At 69.2% G+C, this 24584-nt stretch carries 24 protein-coding genes and 3 pseudogenes; 11 read left to right on the top strand and 16 right to left on the bottom strand.

The window, feature by feature from the left end:
• Positions 1-117 precede the first annotated feature (117 nt).
• Positions 118-777: a transposase gene (locus tag AB0F91_RS41670; RefSeq protein WP_360607106.1), complete on the top strand. Its 660-nt coding sequence runs from the start codon at positions 118-120 to the stop codon at positions 775-777.
• A 157-nt stretch (positions 778-934) separates the two neighbouring features.
• Here the strand turns inward: AB0F91_RS41670 and AB0F91_RS41665 are convergent, their stop codons facing one another.
• Positions 935-1459 carry a polyketide cyclase gene (locus AB0F91_RS41665; RefSeq protein ID WP_360607100.1) on the bottom strand — a complete coding sequence of 175 codons (525 nt, stop codon included), beginning with the start codon at positions 1457-1459 and terminating at the stop codon, positions 935-937.
• A gap of 155 nt (positions 1460-1614) precedes the next feature.
• On the opposite strand from AB0F91_RS41665, the gene AB0F91_RS41660 reads away from it, so the two are divergent.
• Positions 1615-2556, top strand: a complete 942-nt coding sequence (locus tag AB0F91_RS41660) for a trypsin-like peptidase domain-containing protein (RefSeq protein ID WP_360607098.1) — start codon at positions 1615-1617, stop codon at positions 2554-2556.
• Positions 2557-2697: 141 nt separating this feature from the next.
• On the opposite strand, the gene AB0F91_RS41655 is transcribed toward AB0F91_RS41660, so the two are convergent.
• The 4 genes from AB0F91_RS41655 to AB0F91_RS41640 all read right to left on the bottom strand — a co-directional run bounded on the left by AB0F91_RS41655 (position 2698) and on the right by AB0F91_RS41640 (position 5582).
• Positions 2698-2988, bottom strand: a complete 291-nt coding sequence (locus AB0F91_RS41655) for a hypothetical protein (protein WP_360607096.1) — start codon at positions 2986-2988, stop codon at positions 2698-2700.
• Between the two features lie 278 nt (positions 2989-3266).
• The gene (locus tag AB0F91_RS41650) at positions 3267-3500 is read right to left on the bottom strand and encodes a hypothetical protein (RefSeq protein ID WP_360607094.1); all 234 of its coding nucleotides are present in this window, start codon (positions 3498-3500) and stop codon (positions 3267-3269) included.
• A 132-nt stretch (positions 3501-3632) separates the two neighbouring features.
• On the bottom strand, positions 3633-4859 hold the full coding sequence (locus tag AB0F91_RS41645) for an MFS transporter (protein ID WP_360607093.1): 1227 nt from the start codon (positions 4857-4859) through the stop codon (positions 3633-3635).
• Between the two features lie 54 nt (positions 4860-4913).
• Complete coding sequence (locus tag AB0F91_RS41640; protein ID WP_360607091.1) at positions 4914-5582, bottom strand: nitroreductase family protein; 669 nt, start codon at positions 5580-5582, stop codon at positions 4914-4916.
• Positions 5583-5678: 96 nt separating this feature from the next.
• Here AB0F91_RS41640 and AB0F91_RS41635 point away from each other — a divergent pair, with 96 nt between their 5' ends.
• Positions 5679-6296 (top strand): TetR/AcrR family transcriptional regulator, encoded by a 618-nt coding sequence (locus AB0F91_RS41635; RefSeq protein WP_360607089.1) that lies wholly within the window; start codon positions 5679-5681, stop codon positions 6294-6296.
• A gap of 42 nt (positions 6297-6338) precedes the next feature.
• Here AB0F91_RS41635 and AB0F91_RS41630 read toward each other — a convergent pair whose 3' ends face one another.
• The 3 genes from AB0F91_RS41630 to AB0F91_RS41620 form a co-directional block, all read right to left on the bottom strand.
• Positions 6339-6956, bottom strand: coding sequence for a hypothetical protein (locus AB0F91_RS41630; protein ID WP_360607087.1), 618 nt, complete (start codon positions 6954-6956; stop codon positions 6339-6341).
• Between the two features lie 232 nt (positions 6957-7188).
• Positions 7189-8070: a dioxygenase gene (locus AB0F91_RS41625; RefSeq protein ID WP_360607085.1), complete on the bottom strand. Its 882-nt coding sequence runs from the start codon at positions 8068-8070 to the stop codon at positions 7189-7191.
• Positions 8071-8167: 97 nt separating this feature from the next.
• The gene (locus AB0F91_RS41620; protein WP_360607083.1) at positions 8168-9094 is read right to left on the bottom strand and encodes a helix-turn-helix domain-containing protein; all 927 of its coding nucleotides are present in this window, start codon (positions 9092-9094) and stop codon (positions 8168-8170) included.
• Between the two features lie 131 nt (positions 9095-9225).
• Here AB0F91_RS41620 and AB0F91_RS41615 point away from each other — a divergent pair, with 131 nt between their 5' ends.
• Together AB0F91_RS41615 and AB0F91_RS41610 are read left to right on the top strand one after the other, a co-directional pair.
• The gene (locus AB0F91_RS41615) at positions 9226-9444 is read left to right on the top strand and encodes a hypothetical protein (RefSeq protein ID WP_360607081.1); all 219 of its coding nucleotides are present in this window, start codon (positions 9226-9228) and stop codon (positions 9442-9444) included.
• 193 nt (positions 9445-9637) lie between these two features.
• Positions 9638-10057 (top strand): annotated as a pseudogene (locus tag AB0F91_RS41610) (DUF418 domain-containing protein); the annotation flags it as partial.
• 149 nt (positions 10058-10206) lie between these two features.
• Here AB0F91_RS41610 and AB0F91_RS41605 read toward each other — a convergent pair.
• Complete coding sequence (locus AB0F91_RS41605; protein WP_360607079.1) at positions 10207-10848, bottom strand: hemerythrin domain-containing protein; 642 nt, start codon at positions 10846-10848, stop codon at positions 10207-10209.
• Positions 10849-11154: 306 nt separating this feature from the next.
• On the opposite strand from AB0F91_RS41605, the gene AB0F91_RS41600 reads away from it, so the two are divergent.
• Positions 11155-12738: a glycosyl hydrolase family 65 protein gene (locus AB0F91_RS41600; protein WP_360607077.1), complete on the top strand. Its 1584-nt coding sequence runs from the start codon at positions 11155-11157 to the stop codon at positions 12736-12738.
• Here AB0F91_RS41600 and AB0F91_RS41595 read toward each other — a convergent pair.
• The 3 genes from AB0F91_RS41595 to AB0F91_RS41585 all read right to left on the bottom strand — a co-directional run bounded on the left by AB0F91_RS41595 (position 12731) and on the right by AB0F91_RS41585 (position 14117).
• A complete protein-coding gene (locus AB0F91_RS41595; RefSeq protein ID WP_360607075.1) occupies positions 12731-12862 on the bottom strand; it encodes a hypothetical protein in 132 nt (43 codons plus the stop codon). The genes AB0F91_RS41600 and AB0F91_RS41595 overlap by 8 nt on opposite strands.
• A gap of 113 nt (positions 12863-12975) precedes the next feature.
• Positions 12976-13473, bottom strand: a complete 498-nt coding sequence (locus AB0F91_RS41590; protein WP_360607073.1) for a cupin domain-containing protein — start codon at positions 13471-13473, stop codon at positions 12976-12978.
• A 215-nt stretch (positions 13474-13688) separates the two neighbouring features.
• The gene (locus AB0F91_RS41585; RefSeq protein WP_360607071.1) at positions 13689-14117 is read right to left on the bottom strand and encodes a hypothetical protein; all 429 of its coding nucleotides are present in this window, start codon (positions 14115-14117) and stop codon (positions 13689-13691) included.
• 354 nt (positions 14118-14471) lie between these two features.
• Between AB0F91_RS41585 and AB0F91_RS41580 the strand changes: the two genes are divergently transcribed.
• The 3 genes from AB0F91_RS41580 (at position 14472) to AB0F91_RS41570 (ending at position 17445) form a co-directional block, all read left to right on the top strand.
• Entirely contained in the window at positions 14472-14864 is a 393-nt protein-coding gene (locus AB0F91_RS41580; RefSeq protein ID WP_360607104.1) for a cytochrome d ubiquinol oxidase subunit II, read from the top strand.
• Positions 14865-14901: 37 nt separating this feature from the next.
• Complete coding sequence (locus AB0F91_RS41575) at positions 14902-16455, top strand: GMC family oxidoreductase (RefSeq protein ID WP_360607069.1); 1554 nt, start codon at positions 14902-14904, stop codon at positions 16453-16455.
• Between the two features lie 357 nt (positions 16456-16812).
• Positions 16813-17445 carry a GAP family protein gene (locus tag AB0F91_RS41570; RefSeq protein WP_360607067.1) on the top strand — a complete coding sequence of 211 codons (633 nt, stop codon included), beginning with the start codon at positions 16813-16815 and terminating at the stop codon, positions 17443-17445.
• A 580-nt stretch (positions 17446-18025) separates the two neighbouring features.
• Here AB0F91_RS41570 and AB0F91_RS41565 read toward each other — a convergent pair.
• Positions 18026-18415, bottom strand: a pseudogene (locus AB0F91_RS41565) (alpha/beta hydrolase); the annotation flags it as partial.
• Positions 18416-18915: 500 nt separating this feature from the next.
• On the opposite strand from AB0F91_RS41565, the pseudogene AB0F91_RS41560 reads away from it, so the two are divergent.
• Positions 18916-19274: pseudogene (locus AB0F91_RS41560) on the top strand (error-prone DNA polymerase); the annotation flags it as partial.
• A 488-nt stretch (positions 19275-19762) separates the two neighbouring features.
• Here the strand turns inward: AB0F91_RS41560 and AB0F91_RS41555 are convergent.
• On the bottom strand, positions 19763-19945 hold the full coding sequence (locus tag AB0F91_RS41555) for a hypothetical protein (protein ID WP_360607065.1): 183 nt from the start codon (positions 19943-19945) through the stop codon (positions 19763-19765).
• Positions 19946-20248: 303 nt separating this feature from the next.
• Here AB0F91_RS41555 and AB0F91_RS41550 point away from each other — a divergent pair, with 303 nt between their 5' ends.
• A complete protein-coding gene (locus AB0F91_RS41550) occupies positions 20249-20530 on the top strand; it encodes a hypothetical protein (protein ID WP_360607063.1) in 282 nt (93 codons plus the stop codon).
• Positions 20531-21166: 636 nt separating this feature from the next.
• Here AB0F91_RS41550 and AB0F91_RS41545 read toward each other — a convergent pair.
• Positions 21167-21637, bottom strand: coding sequence for a hypothetical protein (locus AB0F91_RS41545; protein ID WP_360607062.1), 471 nt, complete (start codon positions 21635-21637; stop codon positions 21167-21169).
• 413 nt (positions 21638-22050) lie between these two features.
• The gene (locus tag AB0F91_RS41540) at positions 22051-24552 is read right to left on the bottom strand and encodes an alkaline phosphatase D family protein (protein ID WP_360607060.1); all 2502 of its coding nucleotides are present in this window, start codon (positions 24550-24552) and stop codon (positions 22051-22053) included.
• Between the last annotated feature and the right edge of the window lie 32 nt (positions 24553-24584).

Raw genomic sequence — 24584 nt, 5'->3', positions numbered from 1 at the left:
ACCCGAGGAAGCCCTCGACTGTGCCTGCGGCCTCTACCTCAACGACCACACCGCCTGGATCGAACCCCCGACCAACTAACAGGCGCGACCACTAGCTCGGTTTTCCGCCGGTCCCGCGTGCGGCGACGTCGTACAGCAAATCGAGAACTGCCAACTCGGCTCGCCTGCACCACAACGAAAGGACGCACTCTCACCGATCGCGAGCTACATCTGCCGAAATCCTGGATCGCCGACCACGAGCGTTGTCGCGATGCGGCGGCGCCGGACGAGATCGAGTTCGCGACGAAGACCACCCTGGCCAACGCGATGCCCGCCCGCGCGTTCGCGGCCGGTGCCCCCGCACGATGGGTGACCACTGACGAAGCCTACGGCCAAGCCAACAAGTCCCGATCCCGGCTGGAACAGCACAACATCGGCTACGTCGTCGCCGTCCCCCGCAGTCACGCCGTGCCCGCCGGCGGGTTCGCCACCACACGAGCGGATCACCTCGTCGCCCAGGCGCCACCCGAGATCTGGAATCGCCGTTCAGCGGGTGACGGCGCCAAAGGACCACGACTCCAACAACTGGGCCACCGCCACGATCGGCGAGCACACCCCCGACGGGTGGACTCGCCTGCTCGTCCGTCACCAGATCACTCGCGGCGACGTCGAAGCGCTGGTGGACTCACTCACAGACGTCGGCAGGCAGGTCCTGAGCGCCAGTCCGCCCCGGGACCCCTACAACAGGTCGGCTGGAACCAGATCCGGGATTTCACGCTTGCAGTTCACGGCAGTTAAGCGGGCCCGGTCGCCCTGGAACGGCTGTCTTCCGGTCGTCCGCCAGATTGCCTACAGGACAAGGCCCGCCGGGGCGGCCTCGAGCAACTGGGCGGGCCACGGCACGCACTTCTCCAACCTCAACGGCCGCGGCGTTGGGCTCGGAAACAAGCCGCACTCACATCGTTGTGTCCGGCTCGGGTGCGAGGCGGTGGCGCTCCGCGAGCAGCTTCAGGTTGAGCAACTGCCGTCGGGCCATGATCAGGTCGCCGACAGACAGCCCGCGTGCCACCCAGCGGTTGGTTTGCATGACAAGCTTGAACAGCAGGCGTGTCGTGTCGGGATGCTGTGGCACGAGGACATAGGACATGAAGGCGCCCATGATGACGCCGGTCAGCTGTTTCCCCGGGTCGACCGAGACGATCCGGCCCAGTCTGCGCCCGCCGGCGCTCGTGAACTTTTCACCGACGTGCGGCTCGGGAAGGTCCAGCAGCTCGCGAGGTGAGCGGCGACCCAGGTTGTCGATCCAGTCGTACGAGTAGGGCGCAAGCCGCACCTGTGCGACCCAGGGCCACACCGCTTCGGAAGGCACCTGCACACCCACGCCCCGCCATGCCTCCAGCGCGGGTGAGCTGACGAAGTCATCGCACGGGTAGGAGCGCATGATCTCGCCGTCGCTGACACCCCACCGGTCACCAATCATGCCTCGATCCTCACCCGCGCCGGCCCGGTGCTCAAGCCTGCGGTGGAACGGAGGTCGTTCACCTCGTTGCCATAGGGTCGACGCCACTCGGCCGAGGCGGCGTTCGCTGACGGTGAACCACGGAATCGACACCCGGCGCGACGCGTTTGCACGATATGGACAACGACAAGGCGGAGCCGGACGCACTGGACGCCTACTCGGCAATCGTCACCTCCGTCGCCGCGCAGCTCACACCCCGCGTCGCGGCGTTGACCGTCCGCTCCCGTAACGGGGAGTCCGCCGGGTCGGCCGTCGTCCTGACCGCTGAATCCCACCTGATCACCAACTCGCACGTCATTTCCGGTGGCGACCACGGCACCGCGGAGTTCGCCGACGGCACCGTCGCGCGCTTCGACGTCGTCGGCAGCGATCCCCTCTCCGACATCGCCGTGATCCGCGCCGACCGGGACCTCCCCGCTCCACCGGAGTACGGCAACGCCGACAACCTTCTCGTCGGCTCTCTCGTGGTCGCCGTGGGCAATCCGCTCGGCCTGGCCGGCACCGTCACCGCCGGAGTGGTCAGCGCCCTCAGCCGCAGCATTCCAGCCCGTACCCGCACCGCCGCGCGGCTGATCGAGAACGTCATCCAGACCGACGCCGCGCTCAACCCCGGCAACTCCGGCGGCGCACTGGCCGACAGCCACGCCCGGATCATCGGCATCAGCACCGCCGTCGCCGGCTTCGGCCTCGGACTGGCCGTCCCCATCAACGCCACCACCCACCGCATCGTCCACGCACTGATGCACGACGGCCGAGTCCGCCGCGCCTACCTCGGCCTGGTGACCACCCCGGCGCCCCTGACACCGGTCCAAGCCGAACGATTCGGGCAGCGCACCGCGCTACGCATCGTCGAGGTGGTGGCCGACAGCCCCGCCGCCCGCAGCGGACTCAAGCCGGCCGACCTGGTCCTCGCCGTCGACGGCACCCAGCTCCCCGACGCCCAATCACTCCAGAAACGCCTGTTCTCCGACGCCATCGGCCGGCAACTGGAAGTCACCGTGCTCCGCAACACCGCCCTCGTCGACGTGATCGCAGTACCCGCCGAACTCACGGACTGACCCCCGGGAGCACCCCGGAGCCCGATGCGCCGAGCGGTAGGCCCGCCTTGCGCACCGGTCCGCGACGGTCGGTCGGCGGCTTGATCCTCGCGCGACATGCCGAGTCCGTGTTGCGTCGACGCGGGCGCGGACACCGGAGTCTCAGGCCTCCGGCGGCTGATCCCGGCCGCACCACCAAACCAGCTTCATCGGCGCGTTCGCACTCATCACCCACGGCACCGGGTCGCGGTGCCAGGCAAGCCCGAACGGCTTCATGGCGTCTTCGGTCGGCACGAACTCAGACATGTCCGGCGGCGCAAACGGTGTCGACGACACCGCCGCCGGGGGTGTGCTCACGGGCCGGAGGCAATCGTCCCGATCCCCGCTGTGCGCCTGCGAAGTGGAACAGGCGGATACCAACAGGGCAACACCGACCAGAAGGACTTTGCGCATGATCTCCTCATTTCCCAGAGGAGGATCGCCACGTCCGCCTGCCCCGTTACCCGCCGCGCCGGCTGCGAATGTTGTCGGTGACTCTGGATACGATGCGGCGCCGGACGGAGATCGTGAGGGACTCGCGGCCTTGGGGGGTGGGTGTGAGATGGTCCCCCGCATCGGGGCCGGGGACTGGATTGAATCCGTGTCCCCGCCCCCAACCAGTCCCTCGTTCGCGGAGATCGGCAAGCGCACCGCGGCGTTGCGCGAGGCCGCCGAGCACCCCGAGTCGTGACCTACCAGCTGATGTACGACTCGACGTGGACGTCGACCGTGATGTCTTCGGGGTTGAGGTCGAGGGCGGCGGCGATGGATTCGCGGGCCATGCGAGGTGCGTCGCTGAGACGGCGGGCCTGGGTGAGCCCGTCGACCTCGCGGATATGCACCATCCACCATTTGCCCTCGCGGGTGACGGTGACCTGGTAGGCGTGCGGTTCGGTGGGCGCGTACGTGCTGCGTGGTGTACCCACGGGCGTCGTCCTCGACTTCAGCCACCCTTCGCCAGCGGCGATCTTCGTCCATCGTCGCGTCCCGAGCCATGCCCGTCCAATGCCGATCCGTACCTGCCATGCCCGGACGGTCATTGGGGTGGGCGCTGGCAGTCACGCCGACGTAGCTTCGCCGGCCACCACCTCCGTGGCAGCACTCACGGCAACCTGCGCACCTCGGTTGCGGCGCCACAACACGAAAGCACACCCCATCGCCACCAGCGCCGGAATCGTCGCCACCAGCAGGATGTTGCCCGCCGACATCGCCAGTGCCAGGAGCAACCCCGCGCCTGCCGGACCGGCGACGGAGCCGAGGCGGCCCAGTGCGGCGGACCAGCCGACGCCGGTGGTGCGGGCGTCGAGGTCGTAGAGGGCGACGGCGAGGGCCGTCTGGCCGATGTGGCCCGCGATGATGCCGATGCCGGCGATGGTGAGGAAGAGCAGGAGCAGCGTGCCGGAGAGGTGTGTCAGCCCGGCGACGAGCATGAAGACCACACCGAGGGCGGGCAGCGCGACGAGGGCGCGCATGATGCCGATCCGGGCGGCGACAGGGATGAGCACCAGGCCGCCGATGATGCCGCCGAGGCTGACGAACGCGAGGCCCAGCGGGGCTTGCGTTCGGGTGAACCCGTAGCTCGTCAGCAGGGTCGGCGCCCACGAGATGAGCGTGTACGACGAGGAGAACACGAGGAACGAGTACGCCCACGACCACCCGGTGTTCGCGCGCAGTTCGGACCTGAACAGCCGCAGCACCGAAGCCCCGCGCGGGGAAACGGCGACGGTGACCGCGGAAGGCAACCCCACGAGCATCGCCACGAACACGGCCACCGTCGCCGCGCCGGCCAGCCAGAACACGCCCGTCGGGCCCAGGGCGGTGATCAGCTTGCCGCCGAAAAAGCCGCCCAGCGTCGCGCCGGCGGCGAGGCCGAGGGTGACCCCGACGGAAACCCGCGAGCGGTACTCGGGCGCGAAGTGCTCGACCGCGAACGAAACCGCGGCGGGCAGCACCGCGCCGAGGCCGAGGCCCGACACCAGGCGCATCAGCGCCAGCAACACCATCGAATGCGACGGCAGCACCACCGCGGTCAGCACCGTGCCCACCGCGAACAGCCCGACGCCCGTCAGCAGCACGGGCCGCCGGCCGAAGCGGGCGCACAGCCGCCCGGCGGCGAGGTACCCGACGACCGTGCCGACGTTCGTCGCGACAATCGCGATCGTGAACGCCGCGGCCGTCGCGTGCCACTCGTGCGCCAGCGAGGGGATGGAAAACGATAGCGCGGCCGTGTCGAACCCGTCGACGAGAACCGCGAGGAAGGACAGGACCAGAGCTCTGAACCGCACAGCTTGCCTCCGAACGACCAAGCCCCCCTGGTGTACGAAAACCCCCTCGAAACCTCAGGACTCCGGCGTCCACAAGGGTTCCGGGACCTCGGCGCCGAACGCGCCGTCCCACCCGTTGCGCCGCGCCACCTCGTGCACCGGACGCCGTTTCGCCGCGACACCCCAGCGGCCGAGCGGGTAACCGAACGCCATCATCGCGCCGAGGCTCCATCCCTCGTCCACCGGCACGCCCAGCAGTTCGCACACCGTGGACTCCTCGAACCGCAGCAACGTGCTCAGCACGCCGCCGATACCCTCGGCGCGCGCCGCGAGCATCGCGCTCCACACGGCCGGGAACACGTTGGCGCCGTAGTGCGCTTCGGCGGTGAACAGGAAGACCAGCAACGGGGTTTCCGCGAAGTGTTCCCCGAAGTAGTCACCGGAGCGCTTGATCTGCGACCGCGTGGTTTCCCACCACTCGTCGCGGTTCTGGTACTTCACCACGCCCAGCCGGCCCGCCACGATGTCGGCGTACTCGAGTTCGCGGCAGCGCGCGTAGATGTCGGCGAGCTTAGCTTTCAGGTCCGGGTCGTCGACGACCACGAACCGCCACGGCTGCGCGTTGCCGCCGTTGGGCGCGCGGATCGCGGCGTCGAGGATGCGGCACTGGCTCTCCATCGCGATCGGGTCGGGTTTCATCCGCCGCATGACCCGCGTGGTGTAAAGCGCTTCGTAGACGTCCACTGCTCACCAAACCTCAATAGTCGAACCCGAATCGGGTTTGAATATTGGGCGCGCAAGCTGCCCGTGTCAAGCACTCGAGCTGTGTAAACTCACCGCGTGACCGCCGGGCAGCAACCGTGGCAGCAGCTGCTGCCCCCTCAGGAACGCGGGCGCGCCCGCCGCGCGAAGATCGTCGAAGCGGCCACGAAGCTCATCGACGAACACGGTCCGCACAGCCCCGAGGTGACGCTGCGCGCGATCGCCGACGGCGCCGGCACCTCGGCGGCCACGATCTACCACTACTTCCCCGACGTCGACTCCGTGATCGCCGCCGTCGCCGCGCAGTACATGGAGGGTTTGATCGTGGCCGTGGAACGCGTGCACGGCAAGCGCTACGAGTCGTTCCACGACCTGCTCGACGCCAACATCACCTCCTACCGCAAGCACTTCGCGAAATGGCCGGGCCTGCGCGAGCTGTGGTTCGACCGGCGTGCCTCGGACAACGTGGTCCTCATCCACGCCCACTACCGCGAGACGCTCACCGAGCTGTGGCGGCAGAAGGCCACGGAGTTCAAGGGCGAGCCGGTCGACGCGATGACGTGCCGGATCGCGATCGAGATGGTCGGCGCGCTGTGGGATTTCGCGTTCAGCCTCGACCCGCGCGGCGACGAGCGCGTCGTGGCCGAGATCCGCGAACTCGCCCACGACTACTACCGCCGCCGCGTCGGGATCTGAGTTCAGGCCGGAGCGAGCTGATCTCGGTGGACCCGCAACCCCTCACCACGTGTCACTGACGACCCACCACCGGGTGCCGTCGAACAGCAACGACGCCTGGGATTCACCCTGCTCCACGGGCTTCCCGTGCGGCGTGGTCGAGGCGGTGCCGGCGTAGTGCACGATCGCCAGCTCGCCGCCCTTCTTCGCCACCGTCGACACGTCGATGACCTTGGTGACGTACTCGTACCACCCGGACTGGTTGTGCACGTCCTGGACGGCCTGCAGGAAGTCGGCGAGCGAGTTGTTGCTGATCGTCGTCGCGCCGGCGTCGCTTTGCCCCAGCGACATGAACACCACGTTGGGCACGACGAGCGAGCGCAGCCGGTCGCTGTTCCACTTGCCCTGTGGACCGTTCAGCGACTCGTGCAGGGCGGTGACGATGGCCCGCGGTGAGGACACATCGGACGGGCGCGCCTTCGGGACCAGGTCCGCCAGCTCGTCGGGCGAGTGAGTCCACGAGGCCCACACCGAACCAGGCGGCGGCACGGCAACGTCAGATGGCTGGGTGAGCGACGATCGGGTCGCCGGCGCGGACGTGGCCGCAGCGGCGTGCCCGGCGGTGAGCGTCAAGCCCAGGACGGCCGTCAACGCCACTCGCCACGCCGTTTTTCTGTTCACTGAAGGCAATCGCATGCCCACGACCGTGGCAGGTCGTCCGGCTGGAACACACCCGATCGCCGCGACGACGGGGACGTTCAGGAAGGCGGCGTGCCCGTCCGGGTGGGGCGCGCCGCCTGACCAGACGATCGGACTCTTTCCCAGCGGCGCCGCGCCGAGGTGCGGCGCCGGCCACCGCTCGGCAGTCGTCCTCACGTCGTGATCACCTGGACCAGGACGTAACCGGACCCGCCTACTGCTCGGGCGCCAGCACCACGTCGAACCGCACCCGGCTCCACGTCGCGTCGCCGAGGTCGCGCCCGTCGGGCGTCGGCGTGCCCGCGGGCTGCTGCTCGAACGGCAGCACCAGCGACTCCCGCACGGCGAACACGACGTCCGACAGGTCGTCGCCCTTCACGAAGATGTGCGTGACGAGCCTGCGGTGGCCCTCGTGGGTCACCATGAAGTGCAGGTGCGCGGCCCGCCACGGCGAGCGTCCGGCGGCTTCCAGCATGCGGCCGACGGGGCCGTCGGTGGGCAACGGGTAGCGCGTCGGCGAGAGCGCCCAGAAGCTGTAGTTCCCGTTCTCGTCGGCGAAGACGTGGGCGCGCCCGGCCACGCGGCCGTCGGTGTACTGCACGTCGTAGAAGCCGTCTTCGTCGTTCTCCCACACCTCGAGCCGGGCCCCGGGCAGCGGCTTCCCGTCGGTGTCGGTGACCGTGCCCTCGACCCAGCACGGTTGCCCGTGCGCGCCGGCCGCGATGTCGCCACCATTCGGCACCTCGGGCGAGCCCTCGTGGAAGAAGGGCCCGAACACGGTCGCCTCGGTCGCGCTCCCGAAGAGCTCGTTGTTCACGGCGACGGTCTGCATCGAAACGCCCAGCACGTCGGAGAGCATGATGAACTCCTGGCGGCGGTCGTCGGTGATGTGCCCGGTTTGCGTCAGGAACTCGATCGCCGTGTTCCACTCCTGCTCGGTCAGCCGCGTCTCCCGCACGATCGCATGCAGGTGGCGCACGACCGAGGTCATCACCTCGCGCAGCCGCGCGTTCGGCGTGTTCGCGAACGACGCCACGACCTCCTCGACCAGACCTTCTTCGAGCCCGGCCTGGCCGGGCGACAGCGCTTCACTCATCAGCAGTCCTCTCTGGGTTACCGAACGCCAGCATCGCGGCGGCGCAAGGTGCGTGCCGGTGCCGCGGCCGGAGGAGGCAAAGAGACGGCCGACACGGTCAAGCGGACCGGATCGCCGACGGTGCCACGCCGTAGTGCTCGCGGAACACGCGCGAGAAATGGGCATGGGAGGCGAACCCGCACGCGTGCGCGACACGCGAGACCGGCGCGGTCGGATCGCTGGTGAGCTGCTCGTAGGCCCAACGCAGCCGCCGTTCCCGGATCACGCGGCCGACGCCGCCCTGGCTGAACACGCGCGTGAGCTGGCGGTTGCTGAGCCCCACCGCGGCTGCGAGCGTCGACGTCGTGAGCCCGCGGTCGCCGAGGTGGGCGTCGATGTGGGCCAGCACGCGGCGGCGGTGTTCGGCGGCCAGCGGGTGGCGCTCCCCCTCGGCCAGCTCGGCCAGCAGCGCGCGGATCCGCGCCTCCGCGCCGGGCCCGGCGTGCGGCGGGGCGGCCAGCAGGTCGCGCAGCAGGCGCGCCAGCTCCGCGGCCGGGCTGCCGGTGGTGTCGGTGAGGGAGAACCGGCGCGTGGTCGGCGTCAGGGGCGCGGCACTGCCGGTCAGTTCCTCGTACGTGGGCTTCGGGACCATCAGCACGTATTCGCGCAGCCCCTGGGCGAACCCGCGCAGGAACGGGTGGTCGAGGTCGCACACCAGCAGCGTGCCCGGCTGCTGCAGCCGGATCCCCTGGTCGTGGTAGAAGAACGCCTCACCGAACAGCGTGAAGTACAGCGCCACCCGGCCGCTTTCGTCACGCCGGATCAGCCGCCGGTCGCGTTCCACGACGTGCGCCGTGGCGGTGATGTTCGCGAGCTTGAACTCGCCGACCCGCAGCGACGTTTCCCAGCCCTCGAACGACCCTTGCGTGAGCGTCCGGCACGCGAGCCGCACCAGCGTCTCCTCGTTGTGCTGCTCCCACAACGCGAACCGGCGCGTCTCCCCCAGCCCGCAGGTCGTGAAGGTGCGATACGGATAGAACTCCACGCGGCGACGGTAGATCAGTTTTCCCCACCGGACCAGCCGTTCCCGTGCCAATCACCGAAATGATCGTGCTGCGTAGCGCGTTCGGGCAACGTCGGATCTCCTCGGGATCGTGAACATCGGGGCGTCTACACATGCACCAGTCCCGGTGGCCGGCCCGCCCCCGAAACGTCGCGGTGGACACGGTGGCGAGCCGGCTCGTCGATCTGCTGGTGCTCGACAAGTGCCACTTCACCTTCGCGTTCCTCTTCGACGTCAGCGCAGCCATCCAGTACGAGAACATGACGCGGCGAGGGAACTTCTGGCACCGCACCTGCGCCGGATGGTTATCCTGCTCGTGTTCGGCCTGGTGAACCTGACCGTACCGCACGCACCGGACGTGCTCACCGTGTACGCGCTCAACGGCGCCGTGCTCACGCTGCTCTTCCGGGCGCCGCAACGGGTTCTGCTCACCGTCGGCCTCGTCGTGGGATTCGGAGCCGACCTCGCCAGCACCAGCGGCACCGTCTCGGACTTTACGCCGGCACCGGAATCGACCAGGTTTTCGTGGCTGGCGACCGGCGTCGCGGTCCAGTCGTTCGGCCACACCGTGCTCGGGTGCTGGGCGCTGCGCGCCGGTCTGCTGACGGACGAGCAGCACGTGCCGGCGATCCGGAAGCACTTCGTGGTGACCGGGATCGCGATGATCGCCTTGTGGGTGTGGGCGTTGTCGCTGTCGGACACGCCGTCGTGCCGGCCGTCGCCTACCTCAGCGGGCTCGTGCTGCTGCCGCGCTCGGACCGGCTTCGCGCCGCGCTGCCGCCACTGCAGCGCTACGGCCGCATGGCGCTCACAAGCTACCTCACCCACGCGATCCTCGGGCTCGTGATGGTGGGCGCGCTCGGGTCGTTCCGGACGATCCCGACGGCGCTGCTTTTGCTGCTGTGCCTGCCGATCTGGGTGGTGCAGCTGGTGTTCAGCCACCTCTGGCTGGCGCGCTTCGCCTACGGCCCGTTCGCATGGCTGTGGTGCGCCGGGACGTACTGGAATCACCCGGCCGGGCGAGTGTGCTCACCGGGCGTGCCGACGCGGCAAGGCCCGGTCCGCGACATCCGGACCGGGCCTGCTCAGCGGGGTCAGGCGGGCGCACCGGCTCCCGCGAGGACCTGCAGGGCTTGCTTTCCCTGCTGGCGCAGCGCGGGCAGCAGCGGCTTCACCGGCTCAGGCAGCCCGGACAGCACGACATCGACCTCGGCCGGCGTGCCGACCTGGTCGAAGAAGCCGACCATGAGGTGCGGCGCGACCGGCGGGGCCGTCGCGATCACGTGCTGTGAGAACTTCGCCCACTTCTCGGCGGGCAGCTGCTCGCGCAGGGCCGGGAACAGCACCGGCTCCTCGTGTTCCAGGTGCCGGTGGATGAGGTCGCGCACGGTAGCGGCCGCCGCGCGCAGCGGCTCACGGCCGGCGTCGCTCTCGAGCGGCACTGCGGCCAGGGCGTCGAGCTTGCGGTCGAGTTCGTCGTGCTCGTCACCGAGGTCCGCGAGGCCCTGGCCGGCGTCCGGGGCGACGGCGGTGATCAGCGGCCACAGCTCGTCGTCCTCGGACTCGTGGTGGTGGTGCAGGTTCTGCACGAGGAAGTCGCGCAGTTCGGCCAGCGCCGGCAGCGGCACGGTGGGGTCGGCGGCGCCGTCGGCCAGCAGCGTGGTGGCGCGGCGGTGCAGGTCGTGGGTCAGGCGGGTCTCGACGACCGCCACGACGTCGGTCAGGGCTTCACTCATGGTGTCCACTGTGTTGGGTATAGGACCCTCTGATCAATCTGCTTGCCCCTTCGGACCGCACGTCTGCCCCTTCCTGCACCCCCGATGACCTGGGTGAACCGTTCCCCGCCGAGATCCGTTCACGCCGGTCGACGGCTTTTTCAGCGGGCGGCGGTGCGTCCGGGAGGCGAGCCACGCGATTGGCGTAATCGCGGGACAGGCCCTGGGACAGGAACCGCCCGGCCCGTTGTCCGGGCCCGATCTTCGTCCCTAGCATCGTCAGCACAGCAGCCGACAACGATGTCATCATCGGGGAACGGAGCCTGCATGTCCGAGCGCACGGGGGAAGCGAAAGTCGGCCGACGGGGGTTCCTCGCCCTGGCCGGGGCCGGCGCGGCGGGAGCCGCCGGGCTCGCCGCGGCACCACCGGCCGCCGCGGTGCCACCACCCCGCCCGGCGCTGCGGACCGTCTACACCCTGCCCACACTCGAGTTCTCCGACGAACCCACCCAGCACCTCATCGGCGCGCGATACGAAGACGCGCTCACCGACGTCGTCGGCATCAACACCGCCTACGCCGACCCACCGACCTACGACAAGGCCGGCCTGCTGAGCTACCCGCCGGGCACGTTCGTCCGAGCCGGCGGCGGTTATCCCGCACCGCAGCGCTGGACGCGCGATGCCGCCGTGAACGCGTGGAACGCCGTGAGCCTGCTGGGTCCGCCGGTCGGGCGGAACACGCTGCTGTCCGTTGTGGACGAAGGTCCGATCGTCCAGCAGGACAACCAGTGGTGGGACCAAATCGTGTGGGTGCTGGGCGCGTGGCACCACCACACGGTCACCGGAGACGCGGATTTCCTCGCCACCGCCTACGAAATCGGCGTCGCCACGCTCGCTCAGCGCAAGGCGAAGAGCTACGACACCACGCGTGGCCTGTTCAAGGGGCCGAGCTTCATGAACGACGGCATCGCCGGCTATCCCGCGCCGCCGTGGGAGCCGGGCATCCACTCGTCGTTCGTGCTCGACTACCCGCAGTCGGCCGAGCTGCTGTGCCTGAGCACGAACTGCCTGTACCACGGCGCTCTTCTCGCGCTGGCGAACATGGCTCGTGCGCTGCACAAGGACAGCCGTGCGCACGAAGCCGACGCCGCGAAGCTGCGCACCGCGATCAACACGCACTTCTGGCGCGCGGACGCCGGCACGTACGGCTACTTCATCCACGGCACCGGCCCGCTCGCCGGGCAGCTCGACGCGTCGCAGGAGGGGGCGGGACTGGCGTTCGCGATCCTGCTCGGCGTCGCCGACGACAACCAGGTCGCGTCACTGCTGCGGACCGCGCACTGGGAACCGCACGGGATCGTCAACAGCTACCCGCACTTCGCGCGGTTCAGCGACGAGAAACCAGGGCGGCACAACGTGGTCGTCTGGCCGATGGTGCACTCGTTCTTCGGCCACGCCACGGCGTACGCCCGCCGCGCGGACCTGTTCGGCCGCGCCGTCACCGACCTCGCGTCGCTCGTCACCGCCACGAAGGGCAACTTCTACGAGATCTACGACAGCAAAACCGGAGCCGTGCAGGGCGGCTGGCAGACGGGCGGTTCCGGCAACCTCGAGCAGTTCACGTCACAGCCCGACCAGGCATGGTCCGCGACCGGCTACCTCCGCATGGTCTTCGCCGGCCTCTTCGGACTCACCTTCACCCCGGACGGCTTGCGGTTCGCCCCGTGCCTGCCGGCCGGCTGGGGCACGGCGACGCTGCGCGGTCTGTCCTATCGCGACGCCACGCTCGACATCACGCTGCACGGCTCCGGCACACGGGTCACGGCGTGCACTGTGGACGGTCATCCGGCACCGCCGAAGCTCCCGGCAGCGCTGTCGGGCCACCACGACGTCCAGCTCACGCTCAAGTAGCCGGCCGCCGGAACGTGCCGTGCCACTCGATCAGGGCGATCTCGCGCGCGACGATCTCGTCCTGCTCGGGCGGCCCGGTCAGCACCTGGTTGGCCAGGGCCTGGCTCCCGCCCCAGACGAACACGCGAGCGGCCGTCGGCGCGTCCAGCTCGGGTGACGCGTCGCCGGTTCGTTGTGCGTGGCCTTGCCGGCCGGTTGGGTTGTTCTTTGAGAATGGCCGCCGTAGGCGGTGCGGGGTTACGAGTGCGGGTCGTCGATCTTGAGCTGGGCTCCAGGATCGGCGACGAACACGACCAGGAGCCTGGCCGGTTGCGTCGAGCTGGTGTTCTCCGTGAGGACGTGGTGCGCACCCGGCTGCTCGAACCAGTTCTGGCCCTGGTGGAAGGTGCTCGCGGGTTGGCCTTCGAGCTGGCTGCGCACGGTGCCCTCGAGAACGTAGGCGTAGACGAACGCCTCGCCGTGCCGGTGCGACGCCGCGCGCGCGCCGGGCGGGAAAGTGACGATCGCCGAAGTGAAGGTCTTGCCCTGCACATTCGGCAGCGCCTGCTGCAGCAGCGGAGTCAGCGATTCGGTGGGTGACTGCGCGGCCCCGGTGGACATGGTGGACATAGCGGGCATCGGCGCCGTCGTGGCCGTCGCCACCGTGGCGGCGGGCTGGTCCGAGGAAGCGCAGGCCGTGGCCCCGGCCAGTGTGGCAACGGCCAGGACGCCACCGGCGATCCGCATTCCGATCATGAAGGATCTCCTGTTCAGCTCTTGGTAACCGACGGTAATTGGTCTTACTGGGGTATGCGCTCGCCCGGGTGCAAGGAGGCGCGCGTTCGTGGGCTGGACCTCAGACGGCGCGGCGATGCTGACGAGCGTGCCGCTGACGCGCGCGAGGGGCTCGGCCTGACGTTCGAGGAAGGGACTGACGCGGCCGGACCACCGAACGCTGCGCCGGCCGACACTCAGGCCGGTGGTGCCGTACCCCGGTTCGACGACGCCACCCGACAGGGCCGCGTGGGGTGGGGCAGGTTCGCGAAGGACCGCTCCGCGACACCGGTGGTTCGGTCTCGAACAGAAATGGGTTGCGTGAAATTCCTTACGGCGAGGGGCTCGGTCGAGCGCATCTGCTCCCGAGCATTCCCTCGTCGTCTCTTTGTGTGCTCACCAGGGAGACGAGGTAGCCCCTCCGGGTCAATGCCGGTGAGCCGTAGCGACGCTGCCGCGTAGTCGCGGAACTGCTCAAGCCCCCAGCCGCTCTTGGCGACCCCGACCACGGGGACGTCCAGCACGCCGCGGTCGACCAGGCCGACCAATGCCGGAGAGGTTTCCGGCTTGGCCGAATCGCCGGTCGCACCGAAGATCACCACCGCGTCGACCCGGTCGGTCGCCATCGCATCCTCCTCGTGCCATGTTACCCGCCAGCAAAGAGGCGGGAGCCGACCACATCGCCCGCGTGAGTGGCAGCACAGCGCCGGCGCGGCCGCGCACCCCGGAGGAGTGAAACGCCGCCGGGCGCGACCGGCAGATCCAATCACCCGCTTCGGGCGATGCAACCGCCTGACGTACTGGCGACGATGGTGGCCGACAGCGCACGTCCAGCCCGCGACACCCATCAGAAGGGGGGACGATGGTGCTAATTCTGTCCCAGTGGCAGTTCGCGATGACATCGATCTACCACTTGACGAACAGCAGCGACCGCCCCCTTCTGGAACCAGGTCACAGCGCGAAAAGGGTTCTTCCTCCGTCTGGCCGAGCTCGCCGCGGCGCGCGCGATTATTGCGTCCACATGGCTGGTCGACGAGCACGCCGAGGGCTGGGCGTTCGCGGCGACAACCTTCGCGAGCGCTGCCCGCATCGGGTCGTTCTTCGCCGAGCTCTACCCGCATGTGATGGTGTCCAGCACCAACGCCGCCTACAGCCTCACCACGGCCAATACCGCGGCTGGCGAATACGCGCTGAGGGTGCTGACCTTCATCGAGGTCATCTCCCTGCCGATCGTGCTCGCCTACCAGGCCTGGCCCTACCCCCTATTTCACAAACGGATCAGCAGAGAACCGTTCGCCGCCCCCGTAGCGCCGACCCCATCGGGTACCGCCCCGCAGAGCGGTCACGCTGCCTCCGATCCAGGATCGGATTGATCCGGGGCGCGCCCATCCGGCTAGGAAGGAGTCCAGGATGACCGGGCACTACGACGTCATCGTGATCGGGAGCGGGGCCGGCGGCGGCACACTCGTGCGCCACCTTGCCAGCTCCGGCAAAAACATCCTGCTGCTCGAACGCGGTGACTGGCTGCCACGAGAGCCCGCGAACTGGTCCACGACGGACGTGTTCGTCGACGGCCGCTACATCTCTCCCGACACCTGGTACGACGGCCACGGCCGGTCCTTCCAGCCGCAGGTCCACTACTTCGTCGGCGGCGCGACCAAGCTGTACGGAGCGGCGCTCTACCGCATGCGGCAGGAGGATTTCGGCGAGCTGCAGCACCACGACGGTGTTTCACCGGCCTGGCCGATCTCCTACCAGGACATGGAGCCGTATTACGCCGCCGCCGAAGCGCTCTACCAGGTGCACGGTGTGCACGGCGAGGACCCGACAGAGCCACCCGCGAGCCAGCCCTACCCGTATCCGGCCGTGTCACACGAGCCACGTATCCAGCAGCTGTCGGACGACCTCGCCGCCAACGGCTACCACCCCTTCCACGCGCCGTGCGGCATTCTGCTCAACGAGGCGAACATGCCGTTCAGCACGTGCGTGCGCTGCCCGGATTGCGACGGCTTCCCGTGCCCGCTGCACGCCAAATCCGACGCCGAGGTTATCGCCGTCCGGCCCGCTCTCGAGCACGCCAACGTCACACTGATCAGGAATGCGCGGGTCATCCGGCTCGAAACCGATGCGGCAGGAACCGCCGTCACCCGCGTGCTGGTCGAGCACGAAGGTGAGACGTTCGCCTACGGGGGCGACATCGTCGTTGTCGCCTGCGGCGCCGTCAACTCGGCGAAGCTGCTGCTGGCCTCCGCCAACGACAAGCACCCCAACGGACTGGCCAACGGCTCTGACCAGGTCGGCCGCAACTTCATGTACCACGACAGCCAGGCCGTGCTCGCGCTGTCGAAGGAACCTAACCCCACCGTCTTCCAGAAAACCTTGGGCGTCAACGACTTCTACTTCAGCGGGCCCGAATTCGACTACCCGATGGGCAACATCCAGATGATCGGCAAGTCACAGGCGGAGATGTTCCGCGGTGAGAAGCCCATCGAAACGAAACTCGCGCCGACGTGGGCGCTACGCGACATCGCTGGACACGCCGTCGACTTCTGGCTGTCCACCGAAGACCTTCCGCGCCAGGACAATCGCGTAACACTCGGCAAGGACGGCAACGTCACCCTCGCCTACACCCCGAGTAACCCGACCGCCGCGAAACGCCTATATCACCAGCTCAAGACCATGCTCGGTGGGCTCGGCATGCACCCGGACCACCTCATCAACCGATTCGCGTACATGAAGACCGACATTCCGATCGCGGGTTGCGCCCATCAGGCCGGCACTGCCCGGTTCGGCGCCGATCCCACGACGTCGGTGCTCAACTCTGATTGCCGTGCGCACGAACTCGACAACACCTACGTGGTGGACACCAGCTTCTTCCCCAGCATCAGCGCGGTGAACCCGGCGCTCACCACTATGGCGAACGCCATCCGCGTCGGCGACCACATTCTCGAGCGGATCCGGTGATCACGTCCGACCGAGCCCATAGCCGTCGGTGCCGGCCGTGGAGGCCGCCTGACTCACCGACGTTGCCGCGGCGGAGGTTTCCGGCGATTCAGGTCGGCGCGTCACAGGATCGCGAGAGGGTTGACGGGGGAACCGGTGGCAGTAGGTAGCCGCAGTGGCGCGATCACGCACAGGAACGACCATTCCAGCCGACGAACGAGCCTGATCCTCACCACGTGAACGCGGCTGCCGCCGGGCCCGACGACCGCCTCACGAAGTAGTTCCGCGCACACCCGACCCCCTCTTCGGGTCACCTGCGGTCACTGAAGAACCCATCTGGTCGCAATGCACGAGGGCACGAGGAGGTGACGGACGGCGATGTTGGCCGAAGCTGTTCCTGCTGCGTTCGGTGCGGCGATCTACCCGCCTGCCTTGCTGTTCATGGCATTCCTGTTGGTCAACCCGCAACCCAGAAAGCGGGCGCTGATTTTCCTGGCCGGCGCTGTGTTCATCACCCTCGGCTTCGGCTTCCTCTCGGTGCTGGTGTTGCAGAGCAGCGGAGCGGAGAGCACCAAGCACCGCACCGTGCCGGCCTGGATCGACCTCTCCATCGGCATTGTGCTGGTGACCTTCGCCCTGGTGGTCTACTTCCGGCCGCCGCGCGGACCCAAGGCCGCCAAAAAACGCCGCGAGTTCGGCGTGATCGGGTTGCTGAGCATCGGTCTGTTGATGTACACGCCGACAGCTTTGTACGTGGCCTCGCTGCATGCCGTCGCCAAGGCGCACGCCAGCCTGGTGGTGACAGTGCTGAGCATCATCCTCGTCGCCGTGATCTACATGCTGCTGATCGAGATACCGATCGTCGCCCACGCCATCTGGCCGGAGGCGACGATCCGCTGGGTCACCGCCGTGAACGCCTGGCTGGCAAAACACGGCCGCACCATCATCGTCGTCGTGGCGGCCGGCTTCGGCATCTACCTCATCGGCTCCGGTATCGCCCACCTCGTGTGATCGACAGGCAGTCCGATCTCGGCGGCGCCGTGCGCGGTCAGACGATGCCGGCAGCACGCGACGAACAGCGGGGTGTTACGGCGTGACACGGACCGGTCTTCCTATTCGGCGGATGTCCGGTCGCGCTTCTCATGCTGCCAATGATCTACACCGATGACAGAGAGTTCCGCACCGGGTGAGAGAGCCTCTCTGTCATCGGGGCCAAACGATAAGCCATTAACCCTGGTTAGCGGATCGCTCTCGGGACAGCTGCGCACGGATCAGCACGTCACGCCGCAGAGATCCTTGTAGCCACCTGCCGGACATCCGCCCCGTCTACGGCAACCCAGAGCGCCCCGTCTGGCCCCTCCGTGAGCGTCGCCCGCACATGGTTGGTTACCGCCACTACGCGCTCGTCGGGTCCGTCGTCCCGATTGATGCCGTACCGCACGGTGCGGGCGGTGCCGAGCCGTCTACGGCTCGGTCGGACCGTCGTACGGCGGTGCACTGCCGGATGAGCCGGGGCCGATCGGTGTCCGCCCCGGACCCGTCACTGCCACAACTGCCGGCCCGATCGGAGTCCGCTGTGCCGTCACCCATTCGCGACGGCGCCGCCCAGCGAACCGCCGAGCACGCCGATCGGGCCATCATCGACCGGCAACTGCGCACGGATCGACGCCAACGCGGCGGGGAATTCCTCGGTCGCCTGCCGGACGAACGGGAACAGAGCGGCCATCAAGACGTCCTTGCGGAGAAGCTCCAAACCGGCGTCCATGCTGCCGTCGACCATGCGCGCCCCGCACATCGGCATGCCGAGGTACACCCGCCACGCGGGCAGGTCGTTCATCGGCAATGCGGCGGCGAACGCGGCGTCGGACCTCAGCGCGTCGAGCATGTGCCAAGTGACGATCAGCGGCGCGGGGCCGTTGCCGGCCGGTGGCAGGGCGGTGAACGGCACGCCGGCGGCTGCGCCTGTGATCGGTGAGTGCATGTCGGCACGGTAGATCCGCGTCAGCGTGCTGCGAATCGGTTACGCCACCAGCGGAATTAGCGCAGCGGGCATTCCGGTTGCGCTTGTTCGTGTTCGCCTCGTCGCGACGACCGTAGGCCGCGCCGCGCGGCGCCACCGGGCTCGACATGCCCTCGCGCGGTATGGCGTTCGCGGCATCCGGCGCCCACCACCCTGGCTAGTCGCCGTCTCACCCGTTAAGAGCAACGTGAAGATGGGCATGTTGCGATCAGCTCACGTCAGAACGACGTATACGAACACGTTCGAGACAGAACCTTGTTGCCGGCTCCCCACGGCGAAGACGTAGTGGGAGCGGCCGATGGCCTTCAACAACCCCCGATGCCGTGATCGGAGCTGGAGCGGATCGCCTCCGGCCGCGGCGCGCCGGCCACGCCGCCGGGTGCCGAGGAGGCGCCGCGCTCGCACAAGCGCGAGGGCTATCGGCCGCCCATCGGGTTGCGGCCGCGGGCGGATGTCGAGGCCGCCGCCGCGGCGAAGAAACGTGGGAACACGAACATCCGCTGCTCGCACCGGCGCTCGAGCGCACCTTGGGGGTGCCGTTGTTCCAAGAGCAGGTGATGCAGATGGCCCGCGACGTCGCCTCCTTCACCCCCACCGAAGCCGACCAGCTGCGCCGCGCCAGGGCTCGAAACGCTCCAGCGCGAAGATGCGGCGCCTGGCCGGCCGGTTCTTCGAAGGCGCCAAAGCGAACGGCGTGTCCGACGACCTCGCGAAACGGGTCTTCGAGCAAATCCACGCCTTCTCCGGCTACGGCTTCCCCGAAGCCCACTCCATGAGCGTCGCGCTGCTGGTCTACGCCTCGGCCTGGTTCCAGCGCTACTCGCAGCCCCAGGCGACCCCGAGAAAACCCTCGCCGAGCTCTTCCACGGCCCGCTCTCCGGGTTCGGACCGCGCGCGGGGGCCGACACCACGACGATCTTCACCGCTATCGCGCACCTGCTCGCCGGCGAGCCCGCCCCGGCCACCACGCTCCTCGACGCCGCCATCGAACCCGGCAGCACCCTGCCATCGAACCCGGCAGCACCCTGCTTCCCCAGCTGGTCCTCCTCTTCCCCAGCTGATCCTCCTCACCGCGCTCCTGCTGACCAGCGTCGACCCCGCCCCCCATCCAATGACCGGCGGCTCAGCGAAAGACCGCGAACCGCGAGTTATCCACAAGCCGCACGAAACCGCTGATCACGGGCAGCCGCGCGTGCGACGGTCGTGACCATGACCCACACCTCCACGCTGCGACCGCTGCCCGAGTCCGCGCCACCGGCGCGGCTGCACCCCGACCCGGCCGCGGCCCTGTTCCCCGCTGGTGCTCGACTACGGCAACACACCGAAGCGCAAAGCCCCGTTCTTGACCACGGTCGCGCGGTCCTTGCCCTGCGCGAGGTCGTCGCACACGTTCGCCGCATGGTGGATCGCGTGATCAAGGGGCGCGACGAGCCGGGGGGCGATCGAACGGCGCGCGTCGAGGTAGCGCTGCCCCGCCGACCCCACCGGCACGCGCCGGAGCCGAAGCCGAAACCGCGGGCGCCACCGGCGCCGGCGCGGGCGGCTGGCCGCCGCAGCCGGCGAGAAGGACGAGAGCACCGAAGATCACGAGAAAATCTGCGCACGGTCGCTACAGCATGCGTCCGCGCTGTTTCGTTACGGCAAGGATGCGTTCGGCCCCTGTGCGGACCGCCCGGCGCCCGGCGCGTGCTGGTGAGCGCGCACGCTCGACCTGCAGCAAGGACGCATACTGCCGCCGTTCGAGCAAGTGCATTAAGCCAGCTGCGAAACGCGACATTACCGCCACTCCGTAGCGTGCGCTTGCGTGCGGAACAAAAAGACCCTAATTTCGCAGCCAAGATCGGCTTCCACGCGGCTTCGCGGGTCACGGCGAAGCCGTACTCTGAGGGCATGGCTGACCAGGTACAGCAGAGACCCGGCGAATCGAACGCCCAATGGCTGAATCGGCTTGAAGCCCTCCTGGTCGTCCACCTCGACCGGGTCACCGGCATGAGCTCAGCCGCTGACGATGAAGAAGAGAGAATCCGGGCCACCATTGCCGCCCTGAAACGCGGTGAGGCACCGACGAACCCCTGACTTGGGGCTCAGGGCCTGGTGGTGAAAGCGCCACGACGACTGTACGTAGCGACGTCCCGGCAGGCCGGCCGTGCTGATCCCCGGCACGGTGCCCGGCGGACCAGGTAGCCCCGAACTGATGGTCGTACGCCAGCGGCGGCCTGAATCGCCACTCCTCGAGAAGCAGGCCGGCGAGGCGCTGTGCCGAGGACTGCGCAGCGGGACCGATCCTCCTCGACCTCGGCCCGCTGTACCCGGAGCTGTCCCCGACCGCGCCTGCCGGCGCTGCCTGGCGGCCGCGCGGCCCACCCCGCGGTCTCTCCGGCGCGGTGCGCAAACTGGCTTACCGCAGGTACAGCGAGGCCCGCGCGGCGCACTGCTGCTGGCCGCCGACCGGATCGACGCGTGGGAACACCACCTTTGCTCGTTCGCCACGGTCCGCCCGGACAACCCGTCACCGAAACCGGTTTCCGCAGCGAGTTTCCCGCCACGGCTTTTCATCCCGGGTCGGTAAGAAACGCGCGGACGTCAAGCACCACCTGCTGGACCCGGTCATCGTGGCCGAACCTTGGGTGCTGGCCGGCGGCCTCGTCGTCGCGGGGCTCAGGAAACTCCTCCGCAGCCGATGACAGAACCAGGTCGGACCGTCCGCCCGGGCTAACCGGATTCGTCGCGGTCGAACATCGCCGCGTAAGCCGCCGTCATGACCCAGCCGTACGCGATGTGTGGCACCACGTCGGACACCCAGTCCGACAGCGACCAGTTGCGCGGGTTCGACACCCCGATCGCCGCCATCGGCGCGGCCGACACGGCGATGGCGCCCACGGTGGTGGCCGCTCCGGCCGTCGTCGCGGAGGGCCGCCAGCCCGCCGCCCGGATGGCGCCGTAACCCGTCCCCACCACCAGACCGGACACGATGCCGAGCAACGCACCCGCCCCCGAGACCCGGTTTTCCCGCCCCGCAGCGGGGATCCTGATGCCGGCCAAGTCGACCAGCCGGGTCACACTCTGCTCCGGCGTCCGGCTGGCCGGCCTGCCACTCAGCACCATTTCCAGGTAGGTGACGGCGTGCAACGCCGTCGTACCCGCCGCCCCCGCGGCGAGGCCGCGGAAAATCGATCTCATCATGCCGACGGGTGCCCGCACTCACACCGGCGAAACCCGAACGCCCGGCGCGGCGATGGCACGGGGGTCGTTGTCGACAGGAACGAGGAGCGGCCGAGCAGGTCGACCCCGGAGCCCACGAACGGCGGCAGATGTGCCGCCTCGAGCACGGGATAGCGGTCGATCAGCCGGTATGGAACAGGGCGGCGCTTCTGCTTCACCACCTCACCGGCAATCCTGGTCGACGCGTTACGCCGGGTGAACCGAGTCAGACTCGCCCAGCGCCAGCCGTCCCCGCGAGGACGAGCATGACCGTGCCGGAACCCGCGCCGACGGCCCGGCGAGCACGAGGTCGCCGGGCCAGCACGCCGCCGTTACGCCCGGGAAGAGGCCAAGGGTGGAGCACCGAATTTGCGGCGCCCCACCCTGGCCGGCGATCAGAGACCGGCGAGCACCGCGAACGGATCGGCCGCGCCACCGTTGTCGAGGGCGGCGATGCGGCGGCCCAAGGTGAAGGCGGCGCCAGGGGCGAGCGTGATCTGCCGCTGCGTCATGGCCCAGATGCCGCACGCGTACACCGTGAAGCCCGGTTCGTCGTAGAGCAAGCCGTAGGTCTGGCGGTCGGAGCCGGTCATGCCCAGCCACGGGGCGGTGGGGGTGAAGTCGGCGGGCGCGGAGGCGGTGATGGTGCCGTGGCCGGCGATGCCGCTGCGCTGGCCGGTGCCGTCGTGGTCGAGGACGTCGCCGAGCCAGAACGTGCGGGCCGCGTCGGCGGTGTTGGTGAACACGGTCTCCGCGCGCACCCACGGCTCGCCCGTGCGCACGCCGAACGTGGTCACCACGCCGATGCCCGCCACCGCGGTACTCGCGCCGGTCACCCGGACCGCGGTCGGCGAGATGAGCTCGACGGCGGTGGCCCGCACGGTCAGCTGCTGCCACGCGTTGCCGCCCCGCGGCTGCGCCGCCGAGGCGTAGGGCAGGTTCATCCAGTCGAGCTGGTCGAGGTGCCCGAGCGCGGCGAGGTCGAGCGGCTTGCCCAGCGTGACACCGGGCAGCTGCGGGTCGGTGGTGCCGGCCGAAATCGCCAGCGCCAGCAGGTCGTTGGCCAGCACGAAATCCGACGCGGTGGCCTGCGACTGCGGGCCGGGCACCGTGCGACCCTTCGCCGCGCCGGCCACCGACCGCGTCAGCCGGAAGTCCACTGTGGACCCGCCAGTCGCGCCGATCCGCACCGGCACGGACGCCAGGTCGTAGCCGACCCCGTTGACGCGCAAGGTGTAGGCGCCGGCAGGGGCGAAGGCGACATACTCGCCGGCCGGGTCGGTCGTGACGGCGACGAGGCGCGACCCGTCCTCCCGGTGCACGGCGACCTCGACATTGCCCAGCGGCTTGCCGTTCGCGCGGTCGGTGACCACCCCGGCCAGGCCGTCGCCGTCGTCGACGCGATACGCGCCCGGCACGCCGTCGTGCACCTCGTAGGCCGCGATCGTGTAGGCGGGCGACGCCGCGTCGCTCGCGTTGAGCACGATCCGCAGGTCGCTGCGCCACTTCTCTCGGGTGACCACGCACTTCACGTAGCCGCGGTAGGTGCCGTTGTAGAACTTGACGTGCGGGTTCGCCGGCAGGCCCAGTCGGACGTCGGCGTCCCAGCCGGCGCCCGACGAGATCGACGTGCCCACGAATTCGGTGGCGATCGTGCGTGAGTGCGGGTCGTCGAAGTCGGTCTTGAGATCGTTCACCCAGTGCGTATGCCAGTCGCCGCTCAGCACCACCGGGTTGGCGGGCCGCTCGCGGGCGATGAAGTCGAGGATGCGCGCGCGGGCCGGCGGGTAGCCGTCCCACTGGTCCAGGTTGACGATCTTGCCCGGTCCGAGGTCGTAGTCGAACTGCGCCATGATGGTCTGCTGCGCGATCACGTTCCAGGTGGCCTTCGACGCGGCGAGCCCGTCGAGCAGCCAGCGCTCCTGCTCGGGTCCGGTGAGCGTGCGCGCCGGGTCGAACACCTCGCCGGTCGGTTCCTTGCGGCCGTCGCCCAGCGCCTGGTCGGAGCGATACTGGCGCGTGTCGAGGATGCTGAACTCCGCGAGCCGGCCGAAGCTCATCCGCCGGTACATCAGCGCGTCCGGACCGTGTGCCTGCTGCTCGGGGCGCATCGGCAGGTGCTCGTAGTACGCCTGGTAACCGTTGGCGCGCCGCTCCAGAAACGGCCGGCCGTCCCCGGCGCCGCCCGCGACGTCGCCGGCGTAGTTGTTCTGCACCTCGTGGTCGTCCCAGGTGAGGAAGAACGGGAACCTCGCGTGTGCCGCGCGCAGGTCCGGGGAGGTCTTGTACAGCGCGTGCAGCCGACGGAACTCGTCGAGGCCGCCCTTGGTGGTCTCGTAGATGTAGTCGCCGAGGTGCACGACGAAGTCGAGGTCCTGCCCGGCCAGGTCGCGGTAGGCCGGGTACGGCCCGCCCGCCCACGACTGGCACGACACGAACGCGAACCGCATCACGTCCGGCTTCGCCCCGGGCGCCGGCAGCGTGCGCGTGCGGCCGGTACGGCTGCGGACGCCGTCAGCCGTGAAGCGGTACCAGTACCACCGATCCGGCGCCAGGTCTGTCGCCAGCACGTGCGCGGTGTGCGCCGACTCGGGCACCGCGGTGACCGCCCCGCGCGCGATCACGTGGCGGAACCCTTCGTCGCGCGCCAGCTCCCACGTCACCTGCACGGGCTCGGCCGGCATTCCGCCGGTCGCCGCGTCCAGGGGGTCCGGCGCGAGCCGCGTCCACAGCACCACGCTCGTGTGGTCGGGCTCGCCGGAAGCCACCCCCAGAGTGAACGGCGCGGGGTCCAGCTCCGCCGCTTCCGCGAGCTGCCCCGCCCCCAGCGCCACCGCACCGACCGTGCCACCGGCCAGCGTCAGGAACCGCCGCCGATCCAGAGAAAACGTCGTCATCTGTCCGTCTCGTCCGTTCTGTCGCTCAAACC

The sequence above is a fragment of the Amycolatopsis sp. NPDC023774 genome, from assembly GCF_040639695.1.
Taxonomy (GTDB): Bacteria; Actinomycetota; Actinomycetes; order Mycobacteriales; family Pseudonocardiaceae; genus Amycolatopsis.
This window is presented reverse-complemented; position numbering and strand designations above follow the sequence as displayed.